The sequence below is a fragment of the Arthrobacter sp. B2060 genome (assembly GCF_059090445.1).
This window is the reverse complement of record NZ_JBNHFR010000009.1, coordinates 132509-147642: the sequence shown is the minus strand read 5'-3', so window position 1 is coordinate 147642 and position 15134 is coordinate 132509. Positions and strand designations below refer to the sequence as shown.

The following is a 15134-nucleotide window of genomic DNA, read 5'->3' as shown; positions in this document are numbered from 1 at the left end:
GAAAACGCAGGGTGCCTTCAAGTAATTCCAAGCTTTTCACAAGTCAGCAAATCAAACTTAGACGAGGGGGAGTGCAAGCAAGTTGCCTCCAGTAGCAGCGAGTGCCGGGTCTACGTCCTGGGCTTAGCAGCCAGGAAATCCTGCTACTGAGGCAAAAGCAAACGACTCCATTGAGTGGTGAGGCTAGTGACCGTCCCGATACTCCTTTCAACACAAAGCTCTACAACTGCGCTCCCTGCAAGCATGCCTTCTGTCAGTGTTGTGATTCCCACGCTGAATGAGGCACTGAACCTTCCCTGGGTGCTTCGCCGAATGCCCTCGTATGTGGACGAGGTGGTGATCGTCGACGGACGCTCACTGGACAGCACCGTCGACGTCGCGCGGGCCCTTCGCCTCGACGTGGTGGTGGTCGCCGAACCCAACAAGGGCAAGGGGGTCGCCGTCCGCGCAGGACTGGCCGCGGCCACAGGTGACATTATCGTCATGCTGGATGCCGACGGCAGCATGGACCCGCACGAGATCGGCTGGTTCGTGTCGCCGCTGCAGCATGACTTCGACTTCGTCAAGGGATCGCGCTACGTCACGGGCGGCGGCTCGGACGATATTACGTTGCTGCGAAGCGCCGGCAACCGGGCACTGACCGGACTGGCCAACATGGTGCTCCGCAGCGATTATTCGGACCTGTGCTACGGCTACATCGCCATGCGCCGCGAGTGCCTCCAGGTCCTTGAGCTGGAGTCGGACGGTTTTGAAATCGAGACGGAGCTGATCGTACGGGCTTCACGTGCAGGGCTCCGCATTGCCGAGGTTCCCAGCCGTGAGCTTTCGAGGATCTCCGGAAACTCGAATCTCCACACATTCCGCGACGGCTGGCGGGTGCTGCGAACCCTGGCCAGGGAGTATGTCGGGTGGGAAGCACCGACGGCCGGGGCCCGGCCTGAGGCGCTCAGACGGGTGAAGTACAAGTATCCGAGTATCGCTTTCCCACATGTCCCCACGGACCCCCGTACGGTCCTCGGCGCCACGGCAGGTGACTGAAGATGTCCCGCTATTTCGACGTCCCTGACGTTTCAGTGGTGATCTGCTCCTACACGGAGGACCGGTGGGACATGTTGATGGCGGCGGTGGACTCCGTCCGCACCCAAACTGTCCCCCCTCGGCAGACGATCGTCGTCGTCGACTACAACAGCGACCTCTACAAGCGGCTCATCTTTACGGTGTCTGATGTGGTGATCCTCGAAAACACCGGGGCAAAGGGTCTGTCCGGTGCCCGGAACACGGGTGTCGGAGCGGCGACCACCGGCATTGTCGCCTTCCTCGACGACGACGCCCAGGCCGCACCCGACTGGCTCGAGCGCATGACCGCCATGTATGACGACCCCGATGTGCTGGCCGTGGGTGGCCGCGTTGATCCCGACTGGGAGGCCGGGCGGCCGGGCTATTTTGCCCCGGAGCTTGACTGGATTGTCGGGTGCAGCCACAAGGGGCTGCCCAAAGTCGCCGCGGAGGTCCGCAACGTCATCGGGGCGAACATGTCGTTCCGCTCAGAGGTCCTGGCCGGCGTGGGCGGATTCAACACGGCACTCGGCCGCCAGGATACGTTGCCCCTCGGATGCGAAGAGACCGAGATCTGCATCCGGGCAGTCATCGGCTCCCCCGGCTCCCGGATCGTCTACGAGCCCGAGGCCGTGGTGCGGCACTTCGTCCCGGCCACCCGCGGGTCCCTGAAATACATGTTGAGCCGCGCTTGGTCCGAAGGGATTTCCAAGGCCCAGGTGAGCAAGGTCGTGGGACACAAGAGGGCTCTCGGGCCAGAACGCCGCTACGTCCGAAGGGTGCTTCCCCGTGCCGTGTTCCTGGGAGTCAAGGACTGGCTCGTCGGCAAGGACAAAGACGGACTGCGCCGTGCTGCGACGGTTGTTGCGGTGCTCGCCGTCACCACCTTCGGATACGTCCAGGGCCGCAGGTTTCCCGGTGAACCGGTTGGCGCGGAACCCGGGCAGGACGCCGCCCCCGCCAGTTGGCGGGAAGTCAGCTGATACCTGCCGTGACCTCCGTTAGCAGTGCCGGGGCGTCGAGACGCCCCGGCACTGCGAGCCGAAAAAGGACGTAATGAAGGACTCAGACGCGTCGACCGGAGCGAGTTTTGACGTCCACGGTCTCGTGGGCATTGAAGTGGACTCCGGCACGCCGGGCGGGTCCGAGTTGCACGACGTGCTGGCGCCGTTCCGGGGTGGGTCCCGCTCTCCGCTGAAACTCCGCTTCTGCGGGACCGTAACCCCCGTTCCAGAGCAGTCCCACGCGGACGGGCATCGCTTCACGGAGGACTCGCTCTATCTGCCCGCGCACGAGGTCCAGCACGAGGTCCAGATCGTGGCAAATCGACACGGTTATGTGATCCAGGGACGCGGCGAGCTGCTGTCTGCGCTTATACCCCTGCTGGACAGTCTGTGCATCAGGGCCAACGTGGCCATGATCCACGCTGCAGCAGTGGAGTACCGCGGTTCCGGAGTCCTGCTGCCGGCTTCGGGCGCGTTGGAGCCCGGAACGGTCACCAGACTCGCTGCACAGCCCGGCGTGCGCTTCATGGCCGATGACTGGTCCTTCCTGGATGCTGACGGAATGCTCCTGGGATACGCGAAGCCGATGCCGCATGGCCCGCCGGAAGGAACGAGGCACGCCGGCGGCCTGAATCTGCTTCCCCAGCCGCCCGCACCCGAATGGCTGGCCAGATCTGCAGCAAAGCTGGCGGCATCAGCGCAGCCGATGTTGGAGCGGTACCCCGCAGGCAGGGCTTTTGCCCGCAACTGGTCGCCCCGGACGGTGGCCCCGGAGCAGGTATTCGGCCCAGGCCGGATTTCGTCGGCCGCACTCACCCGGCTGGCCATCTTCCTTGAGCGCTTTGACGGCCGCGATGCGCGGTTGGAACCACGGAGTCCAGAGTGGATGACGTCACGGGTTGTGGGCAACTTCCACGCCGGGTTGCCCGCGGCGTCGCGGCGGCTGATCGAAGCGCTGGGCGCCACTGGGCTCGTCCCGCTCGAGGACCACTTCGGACAAAAAGCCGCCGTGGCCCGCCGAGCGCTCTCCGAAGTCCCGTGCTTCCTGCTGCGCGTGCCCGCATTCTGGCCCGCGGGGCGGACATCGGAGTACGTCGTCGGGCTCGTGAATTCCAAGCTGGAAGAGTGACGCGCTGCTAAACGTGGGTGTGCGCCCCGAAGACTAGACTTTGCTCCATGGCCATCTACCTTGATCCGCCACTTTGGCCTGCACACGAAACGCACTTTTCCCACCTGATCTCTGACACGTCCCTGGCGGAGCTGCACGCCTTCGCTGCGGCGGCGGGGATACCGGAGCGGGCCTTCGACGGCGACCACTACGATGTCCCCGAACGCCGCTACGACTCGCTGGTGGCCGCGGGTGCCATTCCCGTGGAAGCCCGGATCCTGGTCCGCAAACTCATTGCGAGCGGACTGCGGATTCCGGCCCGTGAGCGCACCAAGTCGCTGAAATTGCCGCTGCTGAACCGGTGGAACAGGGTGATGCCCGGCCACGACGCTCTTTTCCTGGACCTTTTGGACCGCTGGAGCGAAAGCCACCGCCAGTACCACGGCTGCACCCATCTGCTGGCGGTCCTCGAGGCACTCGACCTGCTCACCGAATCCGCCGAGCCGCCGCGCACTGTGCTGCTCGCGGCCTGGTTCCACGACGCCGTCTACCGCGGCGTCGCTGGCGAGGATGAGGAAGAGTCGGCACGGCTCGCCGAAGCCAGGCTTTCGGAGGCCGGTCTCCCCGCCCGTGAAATCGACGAGGTGGCCCGCCTGGTCAGGCTGACCTCCGACCACCGGCCGGCACCGGGGGACGACGACGGCGCGCTCCTCTGCGATGCGGACCTGTCCGTCCTGGGTGGCGAACCTGAGCCTTACTCACGGTATGTGGCCGCCGTCCGGAAGGATTACGCGCACATCGGGGACGCCGACTTCGCGGCCGGAAGGGCCGCCGTCGTCCGCCACCTGCTGGAACTCGATCCACTGTTCAATACGGAACGCGGCCGGGAGCTGTGGCTGGACGCTGCCCGGAGGAACCTCATGGGCGAGCTGGAGGCGGCTGGGCAGTGAACATCAGTGGTAGCTGGTCACAAAGGGCGCACTGGTAGGTACGATCTGCTTGCCCAGCGGCATGAGCGAGACAGGGATGAGCTTCAGGTTGGCGATAGCCAGCGGAATGCCGATGATGGTCACGGCCATGGCGATGGCCGTGACGACGTGCCCGACGGCGATCCAAATGCCGGCCACGAGGAGCCAGATCACATTTCCCAAGAGGGCGAACACTCCGTTTCCGCCCGGCTTGTCCACCACCATCCGGCCGAACGGCCAGAGCGTGTAGGAGGCGATCCGGAACGAGGCAATGCCCCAGGGAATGGTGACGATCAGCAGGCAGCAGACCACGCCGGCGAGGAAATAACCGATGGCCAGCCAGAGGCCGCCGAATACGAGCCAAATGACGTTGAGGAGTGTCTTCATCTGTCCATTCTGCGGCCTGAAGGCCGGTGGGCGCCTCGGGGCATGCCCTGAATTTAACCCTGAATCAGGCTTTCGCGGCCGTCACGAAGGCCCGGATCTTCGCCAGATCCTTGACGCCGCGGGACTGCTCCACGCCGGAGGAGACGTCGACGCCCCAGGCCCCGGCAGCCCGCGCCGCTTCTGCAACGTTTTCGGCGTCCAGCCCTCCGGCGAGGATCCAGTCGCGTCCTTCCAGGCCCTTGGCGCGCATGGAGCCGTAGTCCCAGCTTTCCCCCGACCCGGGGACGGCGGCGTCAACGAGCAGCAACTCTTCGCCCCAGTTCGCGAAGTCGTCCGGTGCGGCGCCCTTGGTGACTGCCCGGATGACTTTCATGCCGGCGTCGTGCGCGGTTTTGATGTCGTCCGGGGTGCGGTCGCCGTGCAGCTGTATCCACTCCAGGCCCGCCGCGCGGGCTATCGCCACGGCGTCCGCGGCCGGCTCGTGGCGGAAGACGCCGACGGCGGCGACGCCGTCGGGAACACTCCTGAGCAGCTCGGTGACCTGTGCCGGGGAGACCACACGGGGGCTGGCCGTCAGTATGAAGCCCACGGCGTCCGCTCCGGCATCCACCGCCTCCCGGATCGACTCAGGCGTACTCAGCCCACACACTTTGACGAACATTTACGGCTCCTAGCGTTGATATGTCTCCGGCGAACGAAGTCATCCTGCGCTGACTTTACGCGGGCGGAATGGCGGGGGCAACGAGGCCGGGTAACGAAGCCTCCCGCACCAGCAGATGCTTGCGGCGGGTGCTTCCGGCATGTGCTTGCGGCGGGGCTCCGCGCGGCAAGGCTAGGCTGGGCGGATGGAGATCATTCGCTTCGCAGACCTCAGACCGCAGCCGTGGCGCAACGGAGGCGGCGTGACCAGGGAGCTGGTGAGCCATCCCCTGGCCGCCTCGGCGCAGGACGGCGCCTGGGACTGGCGGGTCAGCATCGCGGACATCACGAAGTCCGGCGATTTTTCGCCCTTCCCCGGCATGGAACGGGTACTGACGGTGATCGAGGGCGAGCTCCTGCTCCTGAGCGTCGACGGTGGCGAACATCCTCTGGAGAAGTACCGGGCGTTCCGCCATTCCGGGGATGCGGACTGCTCCGCCGCCCTGCCCACAGGCGACATCCGCGCCCTCAATGTGATCACCCGCGACGGCGCGTACAAAGGGTTCGCCTCGATCGTGGAGCTTTCCAAGAAGCGGGCCCACCCGCTGTTCGAGGGGCAGCTGGGCATCCTGCTCCAGGGCGAGGCGACGGCGACCCCCGGCCCCGACCTTGAGGCATCCACTGACGCCCCCGAGGCCTCCGCTGACGAAGCGGACACCGGTGGGAATGCCAGCCCGGGCGTTCCTGAGCCGCTCGGCCGCTATGACGCGGTGGTCGGTTCCCGCTCCCGGTCACCGGAGATTTTGGGCCGCGGGTTTTTGGCTGTGGTGTCCATCGACGCGGTCCCGGCCGGGCCCTGAACAGGGAAGCCTGCGCTTCCTTAGCCCAGCATTGCCACACTGGTTAGGCGGGACCGGCGGACCTAGACTCGGAGCCATGACGAAATCAAAGTTCAATGATCTCCTCTCGCTCCAGGTCGGCAACGAGTTCTCAGCCTCGCAGCAGTACATTGCGGTGGCCGTCTGGTTCGCCAACCAGGACCTCCCCCAGCTCGCGAAATACTTCTACCGGCAGTCGGTGGAGGAACGCAACCACGCCATGATGATGGTGCAGTACATGCTGGACCGGAACCTTCCCGTTTCCGTTCCCGGTGTGCCCAACGTCCGGAATGACTTCGCCTCCGTGACCGAGCCGCTGGCCCTGGCGCTGCAGCAGGAAAAGGAAGTCACCAAGAGCATCGAAAGCCTGTTCAGGGCAGCCCGGGCGGAGGATGACGCACTGGGCGAGCAGTTCATGCTCTGGTTCCTCAAGGAACAGGTCGAGGAAGTCGCTTCGATGAGCACTCTCCTCAATATCGCCGAGCGGGCGGAGAACCTCTTCGACATCGAGAACTTTGTCGCCCGGGAAACCATCGGCGACAGCGGGCATGACGCAGCTGCACCGATGGCCGCCGGAGGCACACTCTAGGAGCTGCTGCCGTGGCGGGACCCGCGCCGCGGTGAGGTTAACCACCAACGGTGGCACCCGCCGTCGGGCGTTGCTAGGGTGAAAACCAAGGTCCCTTTCCCGGACCTCCGGACGACGGTTCAGTACCCGGCACGCGACAAGACTGGCCACAAGGAGCAGTCATGTCGTGGTTCATCCTCATTCTCTCCGGTGCCCTCGAGGCGGTGTGGGCCGCCGCGCTGCACCGTGCCTCCCAGTCCACCGGCCGGCGGCGGATCTCAGCCGCCGCGCTCTTTCTGGCCTCCGTCGTGGCCAGCACGGGTGGCCTGGCCCTTGCGATGCAGTCCATCCCCACCGGCACGGCCTACGCCGTGTGGGTCGGCGTCGGCGTCGTCCTGACCTCCGGCTACGCGATTGTCACCAGGGTAGAACGGCCGACGGCGGTGCGCCTGCTGCTGCTCGGCGGGATCGCCGCCTGCGTGGTCGGCCTGAAGGTGGTGGCGTGATGACTGCGAACCAGATGTCCTCGAGAAAGCACCGCCCGGCCTGGTTCATGCTGCTGGCCTCCGCAGTCCTTGAGGCGGTGTGGGCCACAGCCTTGGGGCTGTCCGACGGCCTGACCCGCCAGGTGCCGTCCCTGGTGTTTGTCGTGGCCGCGGTGTTGAGCATGTGGGGCCTCGGCCTGGCGGTGAAGCGCATCCCGCTCGGCACGGCCTACGCCGTTTGGGTGGGGATCGGCGCGGCGCTGACGGTCGGCTGGGCCATGGCCACCGGCGTCGAGCCCTTCAGCGTGCTCAAGGTGCTGTTTATTGCCGGGATCGTGGGCTGCGCGGCGGGCCTGAAGCTGCTCCCCGCCGGGACTGCGGGCGGGCAGCGCCAGACACCGCACGGGTAGCGGGGTTAGCCGGGTGGAATATGCGGATCGCCGCCAGGGTTCTTGGCTGGGAAAGCTGTATACCAACAGACTGTTGACCAAGATACTGCTGACGACGAGACGGAGATTGAGATGACGGACAACGCGGCAACATCGGTTCAGGCAGCATCAGTGCATCTGGGTGACGGCCTCCACGTCAGCCCCCTCGGCTTCGGCGGCATGGCCCTCACACCCGTGTACGGCGGGGTGGACCCTGACGAGGCCCTCCGGACCCTTCACCACGCGGTGGACGCCGGGATGAGCTTCATCGATACCGCTGACATATACGGCGGCGGCAGCAATGAGGAGCTGATCGGCCGGCTGCTCAAGGACCGGCGCGACGACGTCCAGCTGGCTACGAAATTCGCCATCGTCGGCAACCCGCATGCCGGTCACGGAGAAGTCCGCGGGGACGCGCCCTACGTGAAGGCAGCCGTCGACCGCAGCCTGCAGCGGCTGGGGACGGACGTCATTGACCTGTACTACATGCACCGCCGGGACGTCCGGGTTCCGATCTCAGAAACCGTGGGTGCCATGGCCGAACTGGTCCGCGAGGGCAAGGTCCGGCATCTCGGACTGTCCGAAGTGACCGCCAGTGAACTCCGCGAGGCCAGCAGTATCCACCCCATAGCGGCGGTACAGAGCGAGTGGTCCATCTGGAGCCGGGATGTGGAACGCAACGTGGTTCCGGCCGCGGCGGAGCTGGGCGTGGGCTTCGTGCCGTACTCTCCCCTGGGCAGGGGATTCCTCACCGGAACCGTCGACGCGGCGCAGCTGGGCGACGACGACTTCCGGCGCAAGATCCCGCGTTTCGCCGAGGACGCAGCGGATGCAAACCGGGCGGTGGTGGCGGCCGTGCAGCTCGTGGCCACCGTGCTGGAGGCAACGCCGGCGCAGGTGGCGTTGGCTTGGCTGCTGGCCACAGGCCGGCGGCTTGGCCTGCCGGTGGTCCCGATTCCCGGCACGCGCAAAGCGCACCGCATCGACGAGAACCTGGGCGCACTGGCTGTGGAGCTGACCCCGGCGCAACTGGAAGCGCTCGACGCCGCCGCGGACGCCGTCGTCGGTTCCCGGTCCGCTGATCCGCAGTGGGTGTCTCTGGGCCGCGAGTAAGCAACTCCCGGCATGTGTGCTGCGTACTGAACGCAGAAACGCCGCGGCCCTCCGCATTCCGATTCTGGAATCCGCGGAGGGCGCGGCGGCCCTGCAGGAGCGTCAGCGCTCAACCTTCGTAGACTGAGGCGCATGGACACGCTCATTCATTCACTCCGGGACATCACCGTCCGCCGCATTTCCGTCAGCGAGATGGACAACAACGTGTACCTGCTGACCGCGAAGGAGTCAGGCGCACAGCTGCTGATCGATGCGGCGGATGACCTGCCGGCAATCCAAGGTCTCCTCGCGGACGCTGCCGCCGACACCGCGGCCACGCCCAAGCTGGCCTTGATCGCCACCACGCACCAGCATTGGGACCACGTCCGCGCACTTGCGGAGCTTGTGGAAGCCACGGGGGCAAAAACGGCGGCGGGCACGGATGATGCTGCGGCGCTGCCCGTCGCGGTGGACGTGCTGCTGGACCAGGGCGACGTCGGCACCTTCGACGGCTTCGACATCACGGCCGTACATCTGCGCGGACACACCCCCGGCTCGGTGGCACTCGTCTACCAGGACCCGGCGGGGCCCGCCCACATCTTCTCCGGTGACTCCCTTTTTCCGGGCGGCGTGGGCAACACCCAGAAGGACCCCGCAAGGTTCAACCAGCTCATCGCCGACGTCAGCGAGCGGCTGTTCGATGTCTACCCGGATGACACCGTGGTCCACCCCGGCCATGGCAGGCCCACCACCCTTGGCGCGGAGCGTCCGCACCTGGCGGAGTGGCGTGCCCGCGGCTGGTGATGCCGCCGCCACTGTCGCTGCGCAAAGTGCCTGTCGCTGCGCAAAGTGCCTGACGCTGCGCAAAAAACCGGACGCCGCGGAATTCCCGTAGCGTCCGGCTTTTTGGCTAGCGAAAAACAGTAACCCTAGCGGCCGCGGCGCTCGTTCGACGCCGGAGCCGAGGCGCGGCGGGGGCCGCTGCGGGCCGGCCGGCCGCCACCGGAGCGGCCATTTCCGCCGCCGGCGTAGGAGCCGCCTGAGGTGCCACCGGTGTTGGAGGACCAGACCGGGGCGCTTCCGCTCGACTTGCCGCCGGTTGCAGCGCGGTCGCCGCCCGTAGCACCAGTGCGTGCACCGGCTGCCGCGGCGCGCTGGCCCGTGGCCGGACGTCCGCCGCGCTGGCCGCCGGATGCGGGCGGGCGGCCCGTGCCGCCGCGGGGAGCATCGCTGCGGGTGATGCGGGATTCAGAACGTCCGTCCGAACCGCGGCCGGCCGAGGAACGGCCACCTGCTGCGGGGACGTCGTTGCGGTGCGTCGAGGCAGTGCCGCGGCCGCGGGCGTTGCGGCGTGCAGCAGCAGCTGCAATAGCGCGGTCCTCGTTCTGCTCCGCCACACGGTCGAATGCGGCGCGGGCTTCGGTGCGGCCTTCGAAGGCTGCTGCGCGGCGCTCGGCACGGGGAGCATCGGATCGGGCCGGCTCTGCGGAAACGCGACCGCGTCCGCCACGTCCGCCGCGGCCGCCGGCCGTGGGTGCGGCCTGGCGGCGGGCGCGCTTGCGCTCGGCATTGGCGCCGGTGGAGGTACCGCCGCCCTGCTGCTGCGCCTTGGCAGCAAGGAGAGCTGCACGGGTGCGGGGATCAATCTTGTCCGCCATTTCGCCCACCAGTTCAGCAACCAGGGGTGAGTTAGCGGTGACGCGCTCGAAGTTAACCTCGACGCCGGCAGCCTTCATCAGCTTCTTGACGTCCGACTGCTGCTCGGGCAGGGTCAGCGTGACCACAGTTCCGTCCGAACCCGCGCGGGCCGTACGGCCGGAGCGGTGCAGGTACGCCTTGTGCTCGGTGGGCGGGTCGACGTGGATAACCAGCTCGACGTCGTCCACGTGGACGCCGCGGGCGGCGACGTCGGTGGCCACCAGGACGCGGACCTCACCGGAGGAGAACTCGGCCAGGTTGCGGTCGCGGGCGTTCTGCGACAGGTTGCCGTGCAGGTCGACGGCGGGAATTCCGGCGTCGGTGAGGGTCTTGGCCAGCTTGCGGGCGTGGTGCTTGGTGCGCATGAAGAGCACGCGGCGGCCGGCGCCCGAAGCGAGTTCAACGATCAGCTGCTTCTTGACGGTCTGGTCGTTGACCACCAGCACATGGTGCTCCATGGTTGTCACGGCGGCCTGCGGATCGTCCACCGAGTGCGTCAGCGGGTTGGACAGGTAGCGCTGGACGATCTTGTCCACGCCGTTGTCCAAGGTGGCGGAGAAGAGCAGGCGCTGGCCTTGGCTGGGGGTCATGTCCATGAGCTTCTTCACCACCGGCAGGAAGCCGAGGTCGGCCATGTGGTCGGCCTCGTCCAGGACGGTGATCTCCACGGCCTCGAGGGTCAGGATGCGCTGACGGATCAGGTCCTCCAGGCGGCCCGGGCAGGCGATGACGATGTCGACGCCGGCGCGGAGTGCCTTTTCCTGGCGGGCCTGGGAGATGCCGCCGTAGATCACGGTGGTGTTCAGCCCGGCGGCCTTGGCCAGCGGCTCGATCGTGGCGTTGATCTGGGTGGCCAGCTCGCGGGTGGGTGCAAGGACCAGGCCCATCGGGCGGCCGGGCTTGCGGAAGTGCTTGGCTTCGCGCTCGGCGAGGCGTGCCACGAGCGGGATGGCGAAGGCGATGGTCTTGCCGGAGCCGGTGCGGCCGCGGCCCAGGACGTCGCGTCCGGCCAGGGTGTCCGGCAGGGTCTTGACCTGGATGGGGAACGGGGTCTCGATCCCCTGTGCTGTCAGAGTGTCGGCAAGTGCTTTGGGCGTGCCGAGGGCAGCGAAAGTAGTCATGTGTTTCAAAGGTCTTTCAGGCGGTATCCATGCGGATATCGGCCCCCGACGCCGGTTGGCACAGGGGGTTCGCCGAAGAAAAGTCAGGTGATCAACCGGGCTGCTGCCAGTGATGCAATGCGGCAGTCGGGACCAAATAGAACGCGTTCATCGACGCAGGATGTGCCTCTCACATGAAAAAACCCACTCCCTGCCGGATAAATCCTTCGGGGAAACCGGTTGATGAACCGGTTCAAAAGTGGGCATCACTGCACATCAAGTTCCACCAGCTTAGCATCCGGCAGCACGCAGCCCCGACAAGGCGGCTCGGCAACGGGTGGCGGGGGACGTGATTGCAGCTGCTCGTACGTTAAACCGTGAGGTGAGAAAAGCCCGTGGTGAGAAAGGTGTTAAGCGGAAATTACACAGCCCGCAGGGGGCTGTAACACGGCGAGCGCAGGATGGCCCTATGCCGGGATAAGTGCACCACTCGCCGAAAGGGTCTGACCATGGTTCTGAAGAATCTCTTCCTCCAAGGCATCTTCCCGTTCAACGGAGCGGGGCTGGAAAAACCGGTTCCCATCCACAGCCAGCTTTCCCGCTATGTACCGGACGGCGTGATCAACCAGACGCTGTACTTCCGGGGAGGAAACTCCTCCGGGGAACTGATCACTGTCGTCCTGATGCGGGACGGCATCCCCATGCGCTACTTCCCCATCGGGGCCAAGAGCGACGTCCACGTTCCGCTGCGGGTGGTGGAGGACATCGAGGGCGGCTCACTGATCGAGCTCAGGCTGCTGGCGGATACCGGCGTCAGCGGCTCCGTGGTGGTTGACCTCGGCATGGTGGAGCACTGATGACCACACTGGCCAGCCGGGCCGCCCGGACCAAAACCGTTGATTCCCGCCGCCGGCTCGTGGTGATCGGCAACGGCATGGCCGGGGCGCGCGCCGTGGAGGAAATCCTGGCCCGCGGCGGCGGAGTGCAGTACAGGATCACCATGTTCGGCGACGAACCGTACGGCAACTACAACCGGATCATGCTCAGCCACGTCCTGTCCGGCGAGGAGGACACCGGCAACATCTTCCTCAACTCCCTGGCCTGGTACCAGGAAAATGACATCACCCTGCACGCGGGCGTCCGGGTGGAGAGGATCGACCGGTTCGCCAGGCTGGTATTTTCCGACGACGGCAGGGCAACGCCGTACGACGTCCTGGTGATCGCCACCGGCAGCCGCTCCCACCTGCCGCCGATGGACGGCATGTACACGCCCGGCGGCCGCCTGCTGCCCGGGATATTCGCCTTCCGCACCATTGACGACACGCGCAACATGGTCGCGTACGCGCAGCAGGACCACCACCGCCGCGCGGTGGTGATCGGCGGCGGACTCCTGGGGCTGGAAGCCGCGCGCGGGCTGCAAAGCCACGGCATCGACGTCGACGTGGTGCACTCCGGCGGCCACCTGATGAACGCGCAGATGGGACCCGACGGCGGCGCGGTCCTGCGCCGCAGCGTGGAGGCCCTAGGCATCAGGGTCCACACGGGCAGCCGCACCACGGCAATTTTGGGCGGGGACAAAGTGAGCGGCGTCCGGCTGCGGGACAGGCCGGACATCGGCTGCGACATGGTGGTGGTGGCGGCCGGCATCCGCCCGAACGTTGAAGTGGCGGTCACCAGCGGCCTGCCGGTGGAGCGGGCCATCGTGGTGGACGACCACATGCGCGTGCCGGACGAGGAGGACATCTACGCAGTGGGGGAATGCGTCCAGCACCGCGGCGAGGTGTACGGCCTGGTGGCGCCGCTGTGGGAGCAGGCCGCCGTGCTGGCGGACCACGTGACGGGGGCCAATCCCAAAGCGGCGTACTTGGGGACCCGGACCGCCACGAAACTCAAGGTGGCCGGCGTCGACGTCGCCTCCATGGGACTGCAGGCCCCGGAACGCGACACGGACGAACACGTCATGTTTTCTGAACCCAGCCGCGGCGTCTTCAAATCGATCGTGATCCGGGACGGCAAGATCGTGGGCGCCACACTGCTCGGGGACAGCCGCAAGGTGGCATATCTGACGCAGGCGTTCGACCGCGGCCTCCCGCTTCCGGAGGAGCGCGTCTCGCTGCTGTTTGACGTCGGCGGGCCGGCCGAGGAGGCGGGAGTCGCTGAACTCGCCGGCGACGCGCAGGTCTGCAACTGCAACGGGGTCAGCAAGCAGGCGCTGGTGGATACGGTGAAGGGTGGCTGCAGCACGCTGGCCGGGGTCATGGACGCGACCCGGGCGGGCAAGGGCTGCGGCTCTTGCAAGCTGCTGGTCCGGCAGGTGGTGGAGTGGGCCGCGGACGGGGCCGTCGGGGAGGACCCGGCCGCCACGTACTACGTGCCGGGCGTTCCGCTGGAGAAAGCGGACCTGATGAAGGCCATCCGGGAACAGGGGCTGCGGTCCGTGTCGGCAGTCTTCGCAGCACTGGCCCCGGGCGGCGCCGAGGACGCCAAGTCCAAGATGGGCCTGGCGTCGCTGCTGAAGATGATGTGGTCCGGCGAGTACATCGATGAGCGGGACGCGCGGTTCGTGAACGACCGCGTCCACGCCAATATCCAGCGCGACGGCACGTTCTCCGTGGTCCCGCAAATGAAAGGCGGCGTCACATCGCCGGAGCAGCTCCGCCGGATCGCCGACGTCGCGGACAAGTACAAGGTTCCGATGGTGAAGCTGACGGGCGGGCAGCGGATCGACCTGCTGGGTGTCCTCAAGGAGGACCTTCCCAAGGTCTGGGCCGATCTCGACATGCCGTCCGGCTACGCCTACGGCAAGAGCTTCCGCACCGTGAAAACCTGCGTGGGGCAGGAGTTCTGCCGGTTCGGAACCGGTGATTCCACGAAGCTGGGCGTCGAGATCGAGTCGAGGTTCCAGGGCATCGAGTCGCCGGCGAAGCTGAAGCTGGCCGTGTCAGGATGCCCGCGGAACTGTGCCGAATCGCTGGTGAAGGACGTGGGCGTGGTGGCCGTGGAGGGCGGACGCTGGGAGATCTATGTGGGCGGCGCCGCCGGAGCACACATCCGCAAGGGTGACCTGCTCGCCACCGTGGACGATCCCGAGAGGGTCAAGCTCCTGACAGGCCGCTTCATGCAGTACTACCGCGAGCGGGCCAACTGGCTGGAACGGACCTACGCCTTTGTGCCGCGGGTCGGGATCGAGCACCTCCGCTCGGTGATCGTGGAGGATTCAGAAGGAATCGGCCCGGAACTGGACGCCGCCATGCAGCAGTCCATCGACGCCTACGTGGACCCCTGGGCCGAGCGGGACGACCCCCTCACCCCGGGCCAGTTCCGCACCTCGCTTCCCCTCACGGTCCTCCCCCAGGTGCCGGTCCGATGAGCGCCGGGGCTGGTCCTGTACCAGGCAGCGTGCACGTCCTCGGCCCGCTCGAGCAGGTACCCATTGGTGAGGGACGCGCCTTCGGGGTGGCCGGTGAGCAGGTGGCGGTGTTTCGGCTCCGGGACGGCTCCCTCCGGGCGGTGTCAGCCGTATGCCCGCACAAAGGCGGTCCGATCGCCGACGGCACCATCGACCGGTCCGTGGTGATATGCCCGCTGCACCAGCACTCCTTCGAACTGGATACAGGCTGCTCCACCACCGGCGCCGGGCCACTGCGCAGCTATTCGGTCGGAGAGGACGGCGCGGGCAACATCGTCCTGCAGCTCCCTGACGCCCCCTGACACCTAGTTGGG

The 15134-nt window shown here is 66.8% G+C and carries 16 protein-coding genes and 1 riboswitch; of the genes, 13 read left to right on the top strand and 3 right to left on the bottom strand.

Annotation, left to right across the window (positions count from 1 at the left end; translation table 11 throughout):
* The first annotated feature begins 243 nt into the window (after positions 1–243).
* The 4 genes from AC5RUM_RS15995 (at position 244) to AC5RUM_RS15980 (ending at position 4118) form a co-directional block, all read left to right on the top strand.
* Positions 244–1038 (top strand): glycosyltransferase family 2 protein, encoded by a 795-nt coding sequence (locus AC5RUM_RS15995; protein WP_400580080.1) that lies wholly within the window; start codon positions 244–246, stop codon positions 1036–1038.
* Positions 1039–1040: 2 nt separating this feature from the next.
* Positions 1041–2039, top strand: a complete 999-nt coding sequence (locus tag AC5RUM_RS15990; protein WP_494035852.1) for a glycosyltransferase — start codon at positions 1041–1043, stop codon at positions 2037–2039.
* 73 nt (positions 2040–2112) lie between these two features.
* A complete protein-coding gene (locus AC5RUM_RS15985) occupies positions 2113–3189 on the top strand; it encodes a hypothetical protein (protein WP_494035851.1) in 1077 nt (358 codons plus the stop codon).
* Between the two features lie 47 nt (positions 3190–3236).
* Positions 3237–4118: a DUF4031 domain-containing protein gene (locus AC5RUM_RS15980; RefSeq protein WP_494035850.1), complete on the top strand. Its 882-nt coding sequence runs from the start codon at positions 3237–3239 to the stop codon at positions 4116–4118.
* 3 nt (positions 4119–4121) lie between these two features.
* On the opposite strand, the gene AC5RUM_RS15975 is transcribed toward AC5RUM_RS15980, so the two are convergent.
* Positions 4122–4523 carry a YccF domain-containing protein gene (locus AC5RUM_RS15975; protein ID WP_494035849.1) on the bottom strand — a complete coding sequence of 134 codons (402 nt, stop codon included), beginning with the start codon at positions 4521–4523 and terminating at the stop codon, positions 4122–4124.
* 64 nt (positions 4524–4587) lie between these two features.
* The gene (locus AC5RUM_RS15970) at positions 4588–5184 is read right to left on the bottom strand and encodes a phosphoribosylanthranilate isomerase (protein ID WP_494035848.1); all 597 of its coding nucleotides are present in this window, start codon (positions 5182–5184) and stop codon (positions 4588–4590) included.
* Between the two features lie 184 nt (positions 5185–5368).
* On the opposite strand from AC5RUM_RS15970, the gene AC5RUM_RS15965 reads away from it, so the two are divergent.
* The 6 genes from AC5RUM_RS15965 (at position 5369) to AC5RUM_RS15940 (ending at position 9417) form a co-directional block, all read left to right on the top strand.
* The gene (locus AC5RUM_RS15965) at positions 5369–6022 is read left to right on the top strand and encodes a HutD/Ves family protein (RefSeq protein WP_494035847.1); all 654 of its coding nucleotides are present in this window, start codon (positions 5369–5371) and stop codon (positions 6020–6022) included.
* A gap of 76 nt (positions 6023–6098) precedes the next feature.
* A complete protein-coding gene (locus tag AC5RUM_RS15960) occupies positions 6099–6629 on the top strand; it encodes a ferritin (protein ID WP_494035846.1) in 531 nt (176 codons plus the stop codon).
* Between the two features lie 85 nt (positions 6630–6714).
* A riboswitch (guanidine-III (ykkC-III) riboswitch) is annotated at positions 6715–6780 on the top strand.
* Positions 6781–6790: 10 nt separating this feature from the next.
* A complete protein-coding gene (locus AC5RUM_RS15955) occupies positions 6791–7114 on the top strand; it encodes a DMT family transporter (protein ID WP_494035845.1) in 324 nt (107 codons plus the stop codon).
* Positions 7114–7503, top strand: a complete 390-nt coding sequence (locus tag AC5RUM_RS15950; protein WP_494035844.1) for a DMT family transporter — start codon at positions 7114–7116, stop codon at positions 7501–7503. The genes AC5RUM_RS15955 and AC5RUM_RS15950 overlap by 1 nt, the downstream gene beginning before the upstream one ends.
* A 111-nt stretch (positions 7504–7614) precedes the next feature.
* On the top strand, positions 7615–8634 hold the full coding sequence (locus AC5RUM_RS15945; RefSeq protein ID WP_494035843.1) for an aldo/keto reductase: 1020 nt from the start codon (positions 7615–7617) through the stop codon (positions 8632–8634).
* A 132-nt stretch (positions 8635–8766) separates the two neighbouring features.
* Entirely contained in the window at positions 8767–9417 is a 651-nt protein-coding gene (locus AC5RUM_RS15940) for an MBL fold metallo-hydrolase (protein WP_494035842.1), read from the top strand.
* 125 nt (positions 9418–9542) lie between these two features.
* Here AC5RUM_RS15940 and AC5RUM_RS15935 read toward each other — a convergent pair whose 3' ends face one another.
* Positions 9543–11432 carry a DEAD/DEAH box helicase gene (locus AC5RUM_RS15935; RefSeq protein WP_494035841.1) on the bottom strand — a complete coding sequence of 630 codons (1890 nt, stop codon included), beginning with the start codon at positions 11430–11432 and terminating at the stop codon, positions 9543–9545.
* Between the two features lie 488 nt (positions 11433–11920).
* On the opposite strand from AC5RUM_RS15935, the gene AC5RUM_RS15930 reads away from it, so the two are divergent.
* The 3 genes from AC5RUM_RS15930 to AC5RUM_RS15920 are packed head-to-tail and all read left to right on the top strand — an operon-like array spanning position 11921 to position 15122.
* Positions 11921–12268 carry a molybdopterin oxidoreductase gene (locus AC5RUM_RS15930; protein ID WP_400580093.1) on the top strand — a complete coding sequence of 116 codons (348 nt, stop codon included), beginning with the start codon at positions 11921–11923 and terminating at the stop codon, positions 12266–12268.
* Positions 12268–14781, top strand: coding sequence for a nitrite reductase large subunit NirB (gene nirB, locus AC5RUM_RS15925; protein ID WP_494035840.1), 2514 nt, complete (start codon positions 12268–12270; stop codon positions 14779–14781). The genes AC5RUM_RS15930 and nirB overlap by 1 nt, the downstream gene beginning before the upstream one ends.
* Positions 14778–15122, top strand: a complete 345-nt coding sequence (locus tag AC5RUM_RS15920; RefSeq protein ID WP_494035839.1) for a Rieske (2Fe-2S) protein — start codon at positions 14778–14780, stop codon at positions 15120–15122. Before nirB ends, AC5RUM_RS15920 begins: the two co-directional genes overlap by 4 nt.
* Positions 15123–15134: the final 12 nt, after the last annotated feature.

Coding starts and splice junctions, on each gene's coding strand:
- AC5RUM_RS15935 (WP_494035841.1), bottom strand. CDS start 11,432: ATGACTACTTTCGCTGCCCTCGGCACGCCCAAAGCACTTGCCGACACT.
- AC5RUM_RS15945 (WP_494035843.1), top strand. CDS start 7,615: ATGACGGACAACGCGGCAACATCGGTTCAGGCAGCATCAGTGCATCTG.
- AC5RUM_RS15950 (WP_494035844.1), top strand. CDS start 7,114: ATGACTGCGAACCAGATGTCCTCGAGAAAGCACCGCCCGGCCTGGTTC.
- AC5RUM_RS15965 (WP_494035847.1), top strand. CDS start 5,369: ATGGAGATCATTCGCTTCGCAGACCTCAGACCGCAGCCGTGGCGCAAC.
- AC5RUM_RS15975 (WP_494035849.1), bottom strand. CDS start 4,523: ATGAAGACACTCCTCAACGTCATTTGGCTCGTATTCGGCGGCCTCTGG.
- AC5RUM_RS15940 (WP_494035842.1), top strand. CDS start 8,767: ATGGACACGCTCATTCATTCACTCCGGGACATCACCGTCCGCCGCATT.
- AC5RUM_RS15955 (WP_494035845.1), top strand. CDS start 6,791: ATGTCGTGGTTCATCCTCATTCTCTCCGGTGCCCTCGAGGCGGTGTGG.
- AC5RUM_RS15970 (WP_494035848.1), bottom strand. CDS start 5,184: ATGTTCGTCAAAGTGTGTGGGCTGAGTACGCCTGAGTCGATCCGGGAG.
- AC5RUM_RS15990 (WP_494035852.1), top strand. CDS start 1,041: ATGTCCCGCTATTTCGACGTCCCTGACGTTTCAGTGGTGATCTGCTCC.
- AC5RUM_RS15980 (WP_494035850.1), top strand. CDS start 3,237: ATGGCCATCTACCTTGATCCGCCACTTTGGCCTGCACACGAAACGCAC.
- nirB (WP_494035840.1), top strand. CDS start 12,268: ATGACCACACTGGCCAGCCGGGCCGCCCGGACCAAAACCGTTGATTCC.
- AC5RUM_RS15995 (WP_400580080.1), top strand. CDS start 244: ATGCCTTCTGTCAGTGTTGTGATTCCCACGCTGAATGAGGCACTGAAC.
- AC5RUM_RS15985 (WP_494035851.1), top strand. CDS start 2,113: ATGAAGGACTCAGACGCGTCGACCGGAGCGAGTTTTGACGTCCACGGT.
- AC5RUM_RS15920 (WP_494035839.1), top strand. CDS start 14,778: ATGAGCGCCGGGGCTGGTCCTGTACCAGGCAGCGTGCACGTCCTCGGC.
- AC5RUM_RS15930 (WP_400580093.1), top strand. CDS start 11,921: ATGGTTCTGAAGAATCTCTTCCTCCAAGGCATCTTCCCGTTCAACGGA.
- AC5RUM_RS15960 (WP_494035846.1), top strand. CDS start 6,099: ATGACGAAATCAAAGTTCAATGATCTCCTCTCGCTCCAGGTCGGCAAC.